Source organism: Pseudomonas sp. AC355, assembly GCF_979258205.1.
This window is the reverse complement of the sequence record NZ_OZ409843.1, coordinates 2,815,307-2,829,746: the sequence shown is the minus strand read 5'-3', so window position 1 is coordinate 2,829,746 and position 14,440 is coordinate 2,815,307. Positions and strand designations below refer to the sequence as shown.

The window sequence follows — 14,440 nt, the reverse complement described above, 5'->3', positions numbered from 1 at the left end:
TGCTGCGGGCGTTTTGGTTTCTGCGGGGCAGGTCGATACCGGTTGGCATCGGTGCCTTGCCAGGGGGAAGCGGGCGGCGCGAGAATGCAGACACTTCTCTGCGGTAATTAAGGATCTCCGATGCCCGATCCCGTTGCAGCCGGCCTGCGCCTGGCGCCCGATGCACTCACTCGTCCCTTCTCGCCTCAGCAGTTCGCCTTCACCACCACCGATGATCTGGAACCTTTCCGTGGCGTGCTTGGCCAGGAACGTGCCGTCCAGGCGCTGCAGTTCGGCGTGGCCATGCCGCGCCCTGGTTACAACGTATTCGTCATGGGCGAGCCGGGCACCGGGCGGTTCTCCTTCGTCAAGCGCTACCTGCGGGCCGAGGGCAAGCGCCTGGAAACCCCGCCGGATCGCGTCTACGTCAATCACTTCGACGAGCCTCGCGAGCCCCGTGCCGTGGAACTGGCTGCCGGTACTGCCGGGGAGTTCATCGCTGATATCAACGTGCTGATCGACAACCTGTTGGCGACCTTTCCCGCAGTGTTCGAGCACCCATCGTTTCAGCAGAAAAAGAGCGCCATCGACCGCGCGTTTAACAAGCGCTACGACCAGGCACTGGATGTGATCGAGCGGCTGTCGCTGGAGCGCGGCATCGCCTTGTACCGTGACAGTACCAACATCGCCTTCACGCCGATGCTCGAAGGCAAGTCCGTGGACGAGACCGAATTCGCCCAGTTGCCGGAAGCGGATCGCGAGCGTTTTCACGCCGATATATCCATGCTGGAGGAGCGCCTCAACGAGGAGCTGGCCAGCCTGCCGCAATGGAAGCGCGAATCGAGCAACCAGCTGCGCCAGCTAAACGAGGACACCATCACCGTCGCGCTGCAGCCGCTGCTGGCGCCGCTCTCGCAGAAATACGCCGAGAACGCAGGCGTATGTGCCTACCTGCAAGCGATGCAGGTGGACTTGCTGAAAAGCGTGGTCGACCTGCTCATCGAAGTGGAAAAAGCCGACGCGCAGACCCGCAAGATGCTCGAAGAGCTGTACGCGCCCAGCCTGATCGTCGGCCACCACGCTAACGGCGGTGCGCCGGTGGTGTTCGAACCCCACCCGACCTACGACAACCTGTTCGGCCGTATCGAATACAACACCGATCAGGGGGCGCTCTACACCAGCTATCGTCAGCTGCGCCCGGGCGCGTTGCACCGTGCCAATGGCGGCTTCCTGATTCTCGAAGCGGAGAAGTTTCTCAGCGAGCCGTTCGTATGGGAGGCCCTGAAGCGCGCCCTGCAGTCACGCAAACTGAAGATGGAATCGCCGTTGGCCGATCTGGGCCGTATCGCCACGGTCACCCTCAACCCGGAAACCATCCCGCTGCAGCTCAAGGTGGTGATCATCGGCTCGCGTCAGCTCTATTACGCGCTGCAGGACGCCGATCCGGATTTCCAGGAGATGTTCCGGGTGCTGGTCGATTTCGACGAGGACATTCCCCTGGCAGACGACAGCCTGGAGCAGTTCGCCCAGTTGATGAAAACCCGCACCAACGAGGAGGGCATGGCGCCGTTGAGCGCCGCGGCCGTGGCTCGTCTGGCGACCTACAGCGCACGCCTGGCAGAACATCAGGGCCGGCTGTCGGCGCGCATCGGTGATCTGTTCCAACTGGTCAGCGAGGCCGACTTCATCCGCAACCTGGCCGGTGAAGCCGTCACCGACGCCGATCATATCGAGCGCGCGCTCAAGGCCAAGGCCACGCGCACGGGGCGGGTCTCCGCGCGGATCATCGACGACATGCTGGCCGGTATCATTCTCATCGACACCGCCGGTGCGGCCATCGGCAAGTGCAACGGCCTGACCGTACTCGAAGTTGGCGACTCGGCCTTTGGCGTGCCGGCGCGTATTTCCGCGACCGTCTATCCGGGTGGCTCGGGTATCGTCGACATCGAACGTGAGGTCAATCTCGGTCAGCCGATCCACTCCAAGGGGGTGATGATTCTCACCGGCTTCCTCGGCAGCCGTTACGCCCAGGAATTCCCCCTGGAGATCTCCGCGAGCATCGCTCTGGAGCAGTCCTACGGCTATGTGGACGGTGACAGCGCCTCGCTCGGCGAAGTCTGCACGCTGATCTCGGCCCTCTCGCGCACGCCGCTCAAGCAGTGTTTCGCAATCACCGGGTCGATCAACCAGTTCGGCGAAGTGCAGGCGGTCGGTGGGGTCAACGAGAAGATCGAAGGCTTCTTCCGTCTCTGCGAGGCGCGTGGGCTGACCGGTGAGCAGGGGGCGATCATCCCGCACTCGAACGTCTCCACCCTGATGCTCGACGAGCGCGTCCTGCAGGCCGTGCGTGCCGGGCAATTCCATGTCTATTCTGTGCGCCATGTCGACGAGGCGCTGAGCCTGCTGGTCGGCGAAGATGCGGGTACGCCGGACGACAAGGGCGTGTTCCCAAAAGGCAGCGTCAATGCCCGAGTGGTCGAGCGCCTGCGTGAGATCGCCGAAATCGGCATGGGCGAGGAAGACAAACCCGAGCAGGCCAAGGAAGCGCTGACCGCTGCGCTGCCAGAGAAGGCGCCGAAGAAGCCGCGGGTGAAAAAGCCGTCGGTCGAGTGAGTGGGGACGCGGGCAAGTTGATCAATTCATGAACGCCTCGCCCGCGGCTACCCAGTCTGCTAGATGGCCGCGCTTGCTCACCTGTCATGCACAGAGTTATCCACAGGTTCTGTGAATAAAGCTACCTTTGCCGATGAGGGTTACGGGTGTAGGCTGCAAGTCTGTTCCCGCGAGGATTGCCGCCATGTCGCGTAGCCTCTGCCTGACCCGCGAGTACCTGGGCGTAACCACCCGCATCGAATGCGCGGTGCTGCCGCTGGCGGGTGAGCGCGGGCTGTGGACATTGATCTGCATCGCCGGCATGTCTGCCAGACAACCCTCCGCTGTCAAGGCGCAAGGCCCATTCCACGGGCCTTTGGTGGTCGAAGAACTGCTTGATGAGATCGCCGAAAGCCTGGCTGTGCAAGGCTACGGTGCCTGCAGCGAACCGCTTATCTGGCGCCTGCATGCCCAGGCGGAGTTACGCCGCCTCAATGGTGACAGTAGCCATTCAAGTGTTATCCACTTGTCCGGGCCCGATAACTGACCGCAAGGCGTATCAGGCACCTTTTCGGGGCGGCAAACGGTCTGCTGCGGCGTTGCGTCGCAGTTTTTATCCACAATCTGCATGACAGCCACGCTTTGCGTTATATGGGCTTCTTTGCGACTGCCGGTTGTGGCTTGCCTGCGCTCCAGCGCTGGGTATACTCGCGCGCTGTTTCAATCATCTGTGAGAGTCCATGGAACGCTTTATCGAAAACGCGATGTACGCATCGCGCTGGCTGCTGGCCCCCATCTATTTCGGCCTGTCGCTTGGCCTGCTGGCGCTGGCATTGAAGTTCTTCCAGGAAATCATCCACATCCTGCCCAACATCTTCGCCATGGCTGAAGCCGAGTTGATTCTGGTGCTGCTGTCGCTGGTCGACATGGCCCTGGTCGGTGGTCTGCTGGTGATGGTGATGATGTCCGGCTACGAGAACTTCGTTTCGCAGCTGGATATCGACGAAGGCAAGGAAAAGCTCAGCTGGCTGGGCAAGATGGATTCCAGCTCGCTGAAAATGAAGGTGGCGGCCTCCATCGTGGCGATCTCCTCGATTCACCTGCTGCGGGTGTTCATGGATGCGCGTAACCACGATCCCGAGCACCTGAAGTGGTATGTGATCATCCACATGACCTTCGTCGTTTCAGCCTTCGCCATGGGTTATCTGGACAAACTGACCAAGCACGACTGATCGTCGACATGGTCAAGGACGCCCGGCTTTCCACTGGAAGACCGGGCGTTTTGTTATCTGTGTGGCAGTAATCTTATAGTGGCTGCTCCCACTATCGAGGACATGCCATGACTTTGCCCGAATTGCTGCGCTCGGCTCGCAGTGGCGCGGTAAGCGAATTCGAACTGATTTCCCTGGAAGGCGGCATCTACCTGCTGCAGATCATTGGTGCCCAGCGGCGTTGTCACCTCGTCGATGACGCCGGCCGCAATCTGCGCCTGCGTTCGGTTGAGCACGCCAGGGATCTGCTGCAGGAGTTGCCGGAGGTGCCGTTGTTCCTGGTGCATGCGTCGGCCTACGACGAAATGTGCGGCCTGCCAGGCGGAACCCGCGACGCGCTACGCGTGCCTGTCAGCCTGCGCAGTAGCTGGTGAGCCGTGCTAGGCTAGCCGGCCTTTTTCCCAGCTTGCGGAGCGGCAATATGTCCGAACTCAATCTTTCTACTGACGAAGCGCGCGTCAGCTACGGCATTGGCCGTCAACTCGGTGGCCAGCTGCGTGACAACCCGCCGCCGGGCGTCAGCCTTGACGCCGTATTGGCTGGTCTGTCCGATGCGTTCGCCGGTCAGGAAAGCCGTGTCAGCGAAGCCGAACTGTCGGCCAGCTTCAAGGTGATCCGCGATGTCATGCAGGCTGAAGCCAAGGCCAAGGCCGACGCGGCTGCCGGTGAAGGCCTGGCCTTCCTGGCCGAGAACGCCAAGCGCCAAGGCATCACCGTGCTGGGGTCCGGCCTGCAGTACGAAGTACTGACCGCAGGCGAGGGCGCCAAGCCATCGCGCGACGACAGCGTGCGCACTCACTACCATGGCACCCTGATCGACGGCAGCGTATTCGACAGCTCCTACGAGCGCGGCCAGCCGGCCGAATTCCCGGTCGGTGGCGTGATCGCTGGCTGGACCGAGGCCCTGCAACTCATGGGTACCGGCAGCAAATGGCGCCTGTACGTGCCGAGCGAACTGGCCTACGGCGCCCAGGGCGTTGGCAGCATCCCACCGCACAGCGTGCTGGTTTTCGATGTCGAGCTGCTCGACATTTTGTAATCGTTGCATGGGGCGGATCGGGCGCTTGGCCCGTTCCTTCCGCCCACCATCGCGATGGCACAAGGTGGGCGGTGAAACGTCCACCTTAAGCTTTGAGGCGACTATCGCCACCTGTCACGGGCGCAAGGCTCGTGCATAGCAGTACAGGAACAGGCTACGAACCAGCTCCTTGAGTACCAGCGGCTCGCTGGAGCTCAGTTCGTGCAGATCCAGGTCACCCTGTTTACGCAGTTCATCCAGCGCCTCTTCCTCGAGAACGGCGCAGACTTCGCCTGTTTCCCTGTGCAGGATGCGCAGATAGGGATGAGGGCGATCCAGCCAGGCATCTATCAAGTAAGTCATGCTCATCATCTCCCTGAGTCAGTGGTAGATATGAGAATAATTCTTATTACGTTAATAGCAAGCTTTAATCGTGGCCTTTCGTCGATCCAATCGTCAGCAGTGGTTTCCAGTCTCTGATGATGTGCGGCGGACGGCAAACTCAGAGCGCGGGCCACAAAAAAGCCCGTCATGTAGACGGGCTTCGGTACGCTGCTCTTGCTAGCTAGTGCGTGCGAGCTACCGCAAAGTGGCTCAGCTCCACCAGCGCGTCGCGGTACTTGCTGGCTGGCAGGACTTCCAGGCAGGTGATGGCGCGCTCGGCGTAGTCGCGGGCCAGGTTGGCGGTGTAATCCAGGGCGCCAGCCGCTTCCACGGCATTACGGATGCTTTCCAGGTCTTCCAGGCCACCTTTCTGAATCGCCTTGCGTACCAGGGCAGCCTGTTCCGGCTGGCCTTCGCGCATGGTGTAGATCAGCGGCAGGGTGGGCTTGCCTTCGGCCAGGTCGTCACCGACGTTCTTGCCCAGGGTGGCCGCATCGCCCTTGTAATCGAGCAGATCGTCGACCAGTTGGAAGGCGACGCCCAGGTGGTCACCGAAGGTGCGCAGTGCTTCGTTCTGCTCGGGCGTGGCCTCGGCCAGCGCGGCAGCGCTCTGGGTCGAGGCCTCGAACAACATGGCGGTCTTGCCGCGGATGACTTCCATGTAGGTTTCTTCGGTGGTGCTGGCATCGCGGATCTTCGACAGCTGCAGCACTTCGCCTTCGGCAATCACCCGCGTGGCCTTGGAGAGGATCTTCATCACCGGCATCGAGCCGAGTTCGACCATCATCTCGAACGAGCGTGAATAGAGGAAGTCGCCGACCAGCACGCTCGGTGCGTTGCCCCATTGCGCGTTGGCCGTGCTGCGGCCGCGGCGCATGTCGGACATGTCGACCACATCGTCGTGCAGCAAGGTGGCGGTGTGCAGGAACTCGATGGTGGCGGCCAGTAAGCGCAGCCGGTCGTCGCTCATGCCCAGAGCCTTGCCACTGAGTAGCACGAGCAATGGGCGCAGGCGTTTGCCACCAGCGGAAATGATGTAGTCGCCGATCTTCTCGACCAGCGGGACGCGGGAAACCAGCTGCTGACGGATAATGCCGTCCACGGCGGTAAAGTCATCCGCTACCACACTGTAAAAAGCCTGGGGTTGCATCAGCGACACGTGCTCCTTCTAGGTTGCGCGGCATGTTAGGTGCTGTTGAGGTTTCAGTGCAAGCCGAAGGGCAACTGGGGCGCTCTGATAAAGGCGGCAAAGCCTATGTGGCGCGGTGGTGGCGTCAAGGTGAGCGCTTATGGCGCTTGCACAGCCCTGGGGGCTTGCGTACAATCGCGCACCCTGAACTTCCCCCTGGGTATTTCCCTGCCTTACGCAATTGCAAGGGTGTCCTTCCGGCCCCAAGCAGCCATGCCAGCCGACACTTATTCCTATAAAGCGCTGGGTGAGCAGGATTAACGGAGATTTACCATGTACGCAGTAATTGTTACTGGTGGCAAGCAATACAAAGTCACCGAAGGCGAATACCTCAAGGTCGAGAAACTGGAAATCGCCACTGGCGAAGCAGTGACTTTTGACCGCGTGTTGCTGATCGGCAACGGTGATGACGTGACCATCGGCGCACCCGTCGTTGACGGCGCCAAGGTTGTAGCTGAAGTCGTTTCGCAAGGTCGTCACGATAAAGTTACCATCATCAAGTTCCGTCGTCGTAAGCACCACATGAAGCGTCAGGGCCACCGTCAGTGGTTCACTGAGATCAAAATCACCGGTATTCAGGCCTGATACGTCTCGTCTGAGCCCTTTATAGGAGTATTGAACTCATGGCACACAAAAAAGCTGGCGGTAGTACCCGCAACGGTCGCGACTCAGAAGCTAAACGCCTTGGCGTGAAGATGTATGGCGGCCAGAAAATCATTCCTGGCAACATCATCGTGCGTCAGCGCGGTACCCAATTCCACGCTGGTTACGGCGTTGGCATGGGTAAAGATCACACTCTCTTCGCGAAAATCGAAGGCGTGATCAAGTTTGAAGTAAAAGGCGCGTTCAACCGCCGTTACGTGAGCGTCGTCGCAGCTTAATCGCGACGTTGCTGGAAAAGCCCCGTCCTGCGACGGGGCTTTTTTGTTTCTGTATCCTATGGCGTGGCTTCTCTCTGCTTTCCTGTCTGGGAGGTGGCTGCAAGGCACGTACTTCGTGGGTTCTTGCCAAACTGTCCTGGGTTAACGCGGGCGGTTTCAGGGCAATTTTGCAAGCACCCGGTGTTTCTTGTTTCAGTGACCCGCGTTTTAAGCGGGAGGCGTATCCATGAAATTCGTCGATGAAGTATCGATTTCTGTAAAGGCTGGTGATGGTGGTAACGGCATGATGAGCTTCCGGCGCGAGAAGTTCATCGAGAACGGTGGCCCCAACGGTGGTGATGGTGGTGACGGCGGCTCGATCTTTATCGAGGCTGCCGCGAACCTCAATACGTTGGTGGACTACCGCTATACCCGTCGTTTCCAAGCGCCCAATGGTGACAAGGGTGGTAGCACCGATTGCACCGGGGCCAAGGGTGAGGATCTGATTCTGCCGGTGCCGATTGGCACCACGGTAATCGATGCTGGTACTCAGGAAGTGATTGGCGACCTGACCAAAGCCGGGCAGCGGCTGCTGGTCGCTCAAGGTGGCTGGCATGGCCTGGGTAATACCCGCTTCAAATCCAGTACCAATCGTGCGCCGCGGCAGACCACGCCAGGTAAGCCGGGTGATGCGCGTGACCTCAAGCTGGAATTGAAAGTGTTGGCGGATGTTGGCCTGCTCGGCCTGCCCAATGCCGGCAAGAGCACCTTGATCCGTTCGATTTCGGCGGCCAAGCCGAAGGTCGCCGATTATCCCTTCACCACCTTGATTCCGAATCTGGGTGTAGTGAGTGTCGACCGCTACAAGAGCTTCGTGGTTGCTGACATTCCAGGGCTGATCGAAGGTGCTTCCGACGGTGCCGGCCTGGGGATTCGTTTCCTCAAGCATTTGTCGCGTACTCGCTTGCTGCTGCATCTTGTCGATATGGCGCCGCTGGATCTGACCGATCCGGCAGAGTCGGCTGCCGTCATTGTTGCCGAGCTGACCAAGTTCAGCCCGTCGCTGGCGGAGCGTGAGCGTTGGTTGGTGCTGAACAAGGCCGACCAGATCCTCGATGAGGAGCAGGAGGCGCGGGTCGCTGAAATCGTTGCGCGGATCGAGTGAACCGGCCCTGTGTATGTGGTTTCTGCGCTGGCGCGAGAGGGCACTGAACAACTGTGCTATGACATCATGGATTTCCTTGAGGCGCGCGCTGAGCGCATCCAGGAAAATCCGGAATATGCATCTGAGTTGGCCGAACTCGATACCCGAATCGAAGATGAGGCGCGCGCTCAGTTGCAGGCGCTGGATGATAAGCGTGCCCTGCGCCGCTCCGGTGTCCGGCCTGTCGCGGAGGCTGAGGAGGATGACAGCTTCTGGGATGAGGAAGATGAAGAGGATGGCCCGGAAATCATTTACGTCCGGGACTGATGGGACGACAGACGCCGCTTTTTAGCGGCGTTTTTGTAAGTTCGGCTGTTGCCGTCGGCGATGGCTTGCGAAAATGTGCTTCTGGCTAGGGTTGGACAACATGCGTGACAAGGTAAGTGGTGCGCAGCGCTGGGTGGTGAAGATCGGCAGTGCCTTGCTGACTGCTGATGGCAAGGGCTTGGATCGCGGCGCCATGGCGGTGTGGGTCGAGCAGATGGTGGCGCTGCGTGCGCAGGGCGTCGAGCTGGTGCTGGTATCGTCCGGTGCGGTGGCGGCGGGCATGAGCCGTCTCGGCTGGACTGCGCGACCGAGTGCCATCCACGAGCTGCAGGCTGCGGCCGCCATCGGGCAGATGGGGCTTGTGCAGGCTTGGGAGTCGAGTTTCGGCGAGCATGGCCGACGCACGGCGCAGATCCTGCTGACCCATGATGACCTGTCCGATCGCAAGCGCTACCTCAATGCACGCAGCACCTTGCGCACGCTGATCGATCTCGACGTGGTACCGGTGATCAACGAGAACGATACCGTGGTGACCGACGGCATTCGTTTCGGTGACAACGACACCCTGGCGGCGTTGGTGGCCAACCTGGTGGAGGCCGACCTGTTGGTGATCCTTACCGACCGCGACGGCATGTTCGATGCTGATCCACGTAACAACCCCGATGCCCAACTGATCCACGAGGCGCGTGCCGATGACCCGGCGCTGGATGCCGTTGCCGGCGGTGTAGGCGGCGCGCTGGGGCGTGGTGGCATGCAGACCAAGCTCCGCGCTGCACGACTGGCGGCCCGTTCCGGTGCGCATACAGTGATCGTTGGTGGTGCCATCGAGCAGGTGCTGGCGCGCCTCAAGGCCGGCGAATTGCTTGGCACGCTGCTGGTGCCGGAGCGCGGCATGCTGGCGGCCCGCAAACAGTGGCTGGCGGGGCATCTGCAGACGCGTGGCACTCTGGTGCTGGATGCCGGTGCGGTCAAGGCGCTGGTGTCTGATCGCAAGAGCCTGCTGCCGGTTGGCGTGAAAGCGGTGCAGGGCAGTTTCCGGCGTGGCGAGATGGTGGTGTGCGTGGCGCCGGACGGTCGTGAGATCGCCCGCGGCCTGGCTAACTACAGTGCGCTCGAGGCGCAGAAGATCATTGGCCGTCCTTCGGATGAGATCGAGCGGCTGCTGGGCTACGTCGATGAGACCGAGCTGGTGCATCGCGATAACCTGATTCTGGTGTAAATGGCTGCTTTGGAGGTTGCGATGCGTAGGCTTCTGTTGGTTGCAGCAACGTTGATGGCTTTGCCCCTGGGGGCTATGGCCGAAGAGATCGGCCAGGTGTCTACCGTCTTCAAGTGGGTGGGGCCGAACGACAAGATCGTCGTCGAGGCGTTTGATGATCCAAAGGTGGCGGGCGTGACCTGTTACCTGTCGCGGGCCAAAACCGGTGGTGTGAAGGGTGGTCTCGGTCTGGCGGAAGACCGTGCCGAGGCATCGATTGCCTGCCGGCAGGTTGGCCCGATCAGCTTCGCCGGTGAGCTCAAGGATGGTGAGGAAGTCTTTCGCGAGCGTACGTCGCTGGTGTTCAAGACCATGCAGGTGGTGCGGTTCTTCGATCAGAGACGCAACACCTTGGTGTATCTGGTCTATAGCGACCGGATCATCGAAGGCAGTCCGCAGAATGCGGTGACCGCCATTCCGATTCTGCCCTGGCCGGAAGCGCAGTAACTCCCCTGGCGCGCAGCATTCGCCGCGCGCCTTGGGTGTCTGTGAGCACGTTCCTTTTGCCGGTCTCAGATCCGGAACCGCGCCACCAGTGTGTTGAGGTCGACGGCCAGGCGTGAGAGCTCCTGGCTGGCCGCGCTGGTCTGGTTGGCGCCGGCGGACGTCTGCAGCGACAGGTCGCGAATGTTCACCAGGTTGCGATCGACTTCCCGGGCGACCTGAGCCTGCTCTTCCGAGGCGCTGGCGATCACCAGGTTGCGTTCGTTGATCATGGCGATCGCTTCGGTGATCTGCTCCAGGGCGCTGCCGGCGCCTTTCGCAACTTCCAGTGTCGAGCGTGCCCGGTCATTGCTGTTCTGCATGGCGACGACGGTTTTCTCGGTGCCCGCCTGAATGCCGCCGATCATGCCCTCGATTTCCTGGGTCGACTGCTGAGTGCGATGCGCCAGAGCGCGAACCTCGTCAGCGACCACGGCGAAGCCGCGCCCGGCATCGCCGGCTCGAGCTGCCTCGATAGCGGCGTTGAGCGCCAGTAGATTGGTCTGCTCGGCAATCGAGCGGATCACATCGAGCACTTTGCTGATTTCACGAATACGCTCGGCGAGTTGCTCGACTTCGCTGGAGGTGGCAGTTACATCCTGGGTCAGTTGGCTGATCGATTCGACCGTTTCGCGTACCTGCTCACGGCCCTTCAGTGCCGTGGTGTTCGATGCCTGGGAGGCTTCCGAGGTGCTCACCGCGTTGCGCGCCACTTCTTCCACGGCAGCGGTCATTTCGTTGACCGCTGTAGCGGCCTGTTCGATTTCGGTGTTTTGTTGATGCAGGCCGCGCGTCGAATCTTCAGTGACCGCATGCAGTTCTTCGGAGGCCGATGCGAGTTGGTTCGACGAGTCGGAAATACTCTGAATGGCGGCGTGCAGGTTCTTTTGCATGGCCTGCAGGGCGGTCATCAGGCGGGCTGGCTCGTCCGTGCCCTTCACCTGAATGCTCTGGGTCAGGTCGCCGGCGGCGATGACCTCGGCGACGCGCAGGGATTCGCCCAGTGGCCCGACGATGCTGCGGGTCAGTACGACGGCCAGTAGCACGGTGAGGGCAAGGCTGATGACCAGCGTGGTGATGACCATTCGTTCGGCGTCGTCAAACGTAGCTTGGCTGGCGTCCGTGGACTTTATGGCGCCGTCATTGTTGAAGCTGGAAATGTTCTTGATGGCCGCCGCCAACCCGTCGGCATAAGTGGACAAGGGGCCGTTGGCCAAGCGAGTGGCTTCGTCGAGGCGTCCGGCGCCCGCCGCGCCTGTCACCTGCTGCTGCAGGTTGGCGTATTCGTCGTAGGCCTTGTGAAGTTGATCGAGCAGGGCCTGCTCCTGCGGCGAGCCGACCAGCTTGGCGTAAGCGTCGAACTGTTGCGGAACCGCCTTTACCAGGCCGTCGATCGTACTGAGGGTGCTCTGCCGTTCGGCTTCGTCGGTCAGCAGCACGCTGCGCAGTGTCAGGGCGCGGATGCGGCCTATGTTAGTGGCCAGGCCTTCGGCGGTGATCAGTGATGGCAGCCAGTTATCGCGGATCTGATCCGACGCGGTGTCCATGCGGTTCATCTGTGACAGCGCAAAGGCCCCAAGCCCCAGCAGCAGGGCTGCCAGTAATGCGAACGCCAGGCCAGCGCGCTTTCCTATATTCAATCTTCTCAGCCACATAACGAACATCCCTTTCGTTATCCGCGCACCATGCAGCGGACGATGTCAGGGTATCGGCAGATCGATCTTGGGCTTGAAGTGGTTCGGGGGCAGGTCGGTTGTACTTTTTTACAGGCAATAAAAAACCGACCCTGAGGTCGGTTTTTCACGAAACGGGTCGTTTAAGCAGCAGCTTGGCTGAGTGCTTTAACGTGACCGTTCAGGCGGCTCTTGTGACGAGCGGCCTTGTTCTTGTGGATGATGCCTTTGTCGGCCATACGGTCGATAACAGGCACAGCCAGAACGTAAGCAGCTTGTGCTTTCTCGTGGTCTTTGGCGTCGATAGCCTTGACTACGTTCTTGATGTAGGTACGAACCATGGAGCGCAGGCTGGCGTTATGGCTACGACGCTTCTCAGCCTGTTTTGCGCGTTTTTTGGCAGAAGGTGTATTGGCCACCGTCAAGCTCCTCGAAAACTATGGGTTACAAACAAATAAGGCCGCGAATCATGCAGGCGAGTGGCGTGCTTGTCAAGGCGGATCACTGCTCGATCATTACGAACTGCCGGACGGGAAGGGTGCTTTCTCGGCGTGGGGATTCTACACTCGCCGCCCGTGCAGGTGAATGCCGCACGAGCAGGAAATTTTGTGGTCTGTGTCTGGCGCAATGCAGCAACCGCCCCTGGTTGATGTGCATGACGTTGACCAACGCTTCGAACCTGAATCAGGGCGCTTTCGCTGAATGAACTTACTCAAGTCGCTGGCTGCTGTCAGCTCGATCACCATGCTGTCGCGGGTTCTCGGCTTCGTGCGCGACACCATCATGGCCAGGATATTTGGCGCCGGTATCGCCTCGGATGCCTTCGTGGTGGCCTTCAAGCTGCCTAATCTGCTACGTCGCATATTTGCCGAAGGCGCCTTTTCTCAGGCCTTCGTGCCGATCCTGGCGGAGTACAAGACGCAGAAGGGCGAGGAAGCAACCCGAACCTTCGTCGCTTACGTGGCCGGTCAGCTGACTCTGGTGCTGGCCCTGGTGACGCTGCTTGGCGTGCTGGCCGCGCCGTGGATCGTCTGGGCGTCGGCGCCGGGCTTCAGCGATAACCCCGAGCGTTTCGAGCTGACCAGCGATCTTTTGCGAGTGACCTTTCCTTATATATTCCTGATTTCGCTGTCGTCCTTCGTCGGCGCGCTGCTCAATACCTGGAACCGCTTCGCCGTACCGGCTTTCGTGCCGACGCTGCTCAACGTCAGCATGATTTTCTTTGCGCTGTTCCTGACCCCCTATTTCGACCCGCCGATCATGGCCATGGGCTGGGCCGTGCTGGTTGGCGGGTTGCTGCAGTTGCTCTATCAATTGCCGCATTTGCGCAAGATTGGCTTGCTGGTGCTGCCGCGTCTCAATCTTCGCGACAGCGGCGTGTGGCGTGTGTTGCGGCAGATGGGCCCGGCGATTCTCGGCGTGTCGGTGGCGCAGATATCCCTGATCATCAACACCATATTCGCCTCCTTCCTGGTGGCCGGCTCCGTGTCGTGGATGTATTACGCCGACCGCCTGATGGAGTTGCCTGCCGGTGTGCTGGGCGTGGCGCTGGGTACGATTCTGCTGCCGTCGCTGGCGAAGACCCATGCTGGCGAGGATCCTGCCGCCTACTCGAAGCTACTCGACTGGGGGCTGCGTCTTTGCGTTCTGCTCGCGCTGCCCTGTGCGTTGGCTTTGGCGCTGCTGTCCGAGCCATTGGTGGTGGCACTGTTTCAGTACGGCAAGTTCACCGCTGCCGACGCCGACATGACCCAGCGCGCCTTGCTCGCCTACTCGGTGGGCCTGCTCGGCATGCTGCTGGTCAAGGTGCTGGCCCCTGCGTTCTATGCCCGCCAGGATATTCGCACACCCGTGCGCATCGCCATGTTTACCCTGCTGATGACGCAGGTGATGAACGTGCTGTTCGTCTTCGTTATCCCGCTGGCTCATGCTGGCCTGGCCCTGTCCATCGGCTTGGCGGCCTGTCTGAATGCGGGGCTGCTGTTCTGGAAATTGCGCGCGCGCGGCTTCTACCAGCCGCAGCCTGGCTGGGGCTTGTTTGCCGGCAAGCTGCTGGCGGCGGTGCTGGTGATGGTCGTGGTGCTGAGCGGCATGCTGTGGCTGATGCCGGCTTGGGCCGATGGCAATATGTTGCAGCGCTTGCTGCGGCTGGGCGCATTGGTTGCGGCTGGGGCGTTGAGCTATTTCGCGGTGCTGGGCATTCTCGGTTTTCGTCTGCGCGACTTCGCCCGTCGTTCGGTCGGTTGAGTGAGTGTGCCGCGC

At 60.8% G+C, this 14,440-nt stretch carries 14 protein-coding genes and 1 pseudogene; 11 read left to right on the top strand and 4 right to left on the bottom strand.

What is annotated here, in order from left to right; translation table 11 throughout:
- Nucleotides 1–120 precede the first annotated feature (120 nt).
- The 5 genes from ACZ0AI_RS13395 to ACZ0AI_RS13375 all read left to right on the top strand — a co-directional run bounded on the left by ACZ0AI_RS13395 (nt 121) and on the right by ACZ0AI_RS13375 (nt 4,881).
- Nucleotides 121–2,592 carry a Lon protease family protein gene (locus ACZ0AI_RS13395; protein ID WP_463562326.1) on the top strand — a complete coding sequence of 824 codons (2,472 nt, stop codon included), beginning with the start codon at nt 121–123 and terminating at the stop codon, nt 2,590–2,592.
- 184 nt (nt 2,593–2,776) lie between these two features.
- A complete protein-coding gene (locus ACZ0AI_RS13390) occupies nt 2,777–3,118 on the top strand; it encodes a PA4575 family protein (protein WP_463562325.1) in 342 nt (113 codons plus the stop codon).
- A gap of 193 nt (nt 3,119–3,311) precedes the next feature.
- Nucleotides 3,312–3,803, top strand: coding sequence for a TIGR00645 family protein (locus ACZ0AI_RS13385; RefSeq protein WP_463562324.1), 492 nt, complete (start codon nt 3,312–3,314; stop codon nt 3,801–3,803).
- Between the two features lie 107 nt (nt 3,804–3,910).
- Complete coding sequence (locus ACZ0AI_RS13380) at nt 3,911–4,216, top strand: DUF6482 family protein (RefSeq protein ID WP_463562323.1); 306 nt, start codon at nt 3,911–3,913, stop codon at nt 4,214–4,216.
- Nucleotides 4,217–4,263: 47 nt separating this feature from the next.
- Nucleotides 4,264–4,881 (top strand): FKBP-type peptidyl-prolyl cis-trans isomerase, encoded by a 618-nt coding sequence (locus ACZ0AI_RS13375; protein WP_463570020.1) that lies wholly within the window; start codon nt 4,264–4,266, stop codon nt 4,879–4,881.
- Nucleotides 4,882–4,995: 114 nt separating this feature from the next.
- On the opposite strand, the gene ACZ0AI_RS13370 is transcribed toward ACZ0AI_RS13375, so the two are convergent.
- Together ACZ0AI_RS13370 and ACZ0AI_RS13365 are read right to left on the bottom strand one after the other, a co-directional pair.
- Complete coding sequence (locus tag ACZ0AI_RS13370) at nt 4,996–5,223, bottom strand: PA4570 family protein (RefSeq protein ID WP_084306976.1); 228 nt, start codon at nt 5,221–5,223, stop codon at nt 4,996–4,998.
- A 202-nt stretch (nt 5,224–5,425) separates the two neighbouring features.
- Nucleotides 5,426–6,394, bottom strand: coding sequence for a polyprenyl synthetase family protein (locus tag ACZ0AI_RS13365; protein WP_463562322.1), 969 nt, complete (start codon nt 6,392–6,394; stop codon nt 5,426–5,428).
- 312 nt (nt 6,395–6,706) lie between these two features.
- On the opposite strand from ACZ0AI_RS13365, the gene rplU reads away from it, so the two are divergent.
- From rplU to ACZ0AI_RS13340, 5 genes and pseudogenes are all read left to right on the top strand, one after another.
- Entirely contained in the window at nt 6,707–7,018 is a 312-nt protein-coding gene (gene rplU, locus ACZ0AI_RS13360) for a 50S ribosomal protein L21 (protein ID WP_225838316.1), read from the top strand.
- 38 nt (nt 7,019–7,056) lie between these two features.
- Complete coding sequence (gene rpmA, locus ACZ0AI_RS13355; protein WP_003176049.1) at nt 7,057–7,314, top strand: 50S ribosomal protein L27; 258 nt, start codon at nt 7,057–7,059, stop codon at nt 7,312–7,314.
- Nucleotides 7,315–7,540: 226 nt separating this feature from the next.
- Nucleotides 7,541–8,764 (top strand): annotated as a pseudogene (cgtA, locus tag ACZ0AI_RS13350) (Obg family GTPase CgtA).
- A 100-nt stretch (nt 8,765–8,864) separates the two neighbouring features.
- Nucleotides 8,865–9,983, top strand: a complete 1,119-nt coding sequence (gene proB, locus ACZ0AI_RS13345; RefSeq protein WP_225838319.1) for a glutamate 5-kinase — start codon at nt 8,865–8,867, stop codon at nt 9,981–9,983.
- Between the two features lie 21 nt (nt 9,984–10,004).
- A complete protein-coding gene (locus ACZ0AI_RS13340) occupies nt 10,005–10,469 on the top strand; it encodes a CreA family protein (protein WP_463562321.1) in 465 nt (154 codons plus the stop codon).
- Between the two features lie 65 nt (nt 10,470–10,534).
- Here the strand turns inward: ACZ0AI_RS13340 and ACZ0AI_RS13335 are convergent, their stop codons facing one another.
- Both ACZ0AI_RS13335 and rpsT read right to left on the bottom strand, forming a co-directional pair.
- A complete protein-coding gene (locus ACZ0AI_RS13335; protein ID WP_463562320.1) occupies nt 10,535–12,160 on the bottom strand; it encodes a methyl-accepting chemotaxis protein in 1,626 nt (541 codons plus the stop codon).
- Nucleotides 12,161–12,321: 161 nt separating this feature from the next.
- Nucleotides 12,322–12,597 carry a 30S ribosomal protein S20 gene (gene rpsT, locus ACZ0AI_RS13330; protein WP_042556309.1) on the bottom strand — a complete coding sequence of 92 codons (276 nt, stop codon included), beginning with the start codon at nt 12,595–12,597 and terminating at the stop codon, nt 12,322–12,324.
- Between the two features lie 283 nt (nt 12,598–12,880).
- On the opposite strand from rpsT, the gene murJ reads away from it, so the two are divergent.
- Nucleotides 12,881–14,425 carry a murein biosynthesis integral membrane protein MurJ gene (murJ, locus tag ACZ0AI_RS13325; protein WP_463562319.1) on the top strand — a complete coding sequence of 515 codons (1,545 nt, stop codon included), beginning with the start codon at nt 12,881–12,883 and terminating at the stop codon, nt 14,423–14,425.
- Nucleotides 14,426–14,440 lie beyond the last annotated feature (15 nt).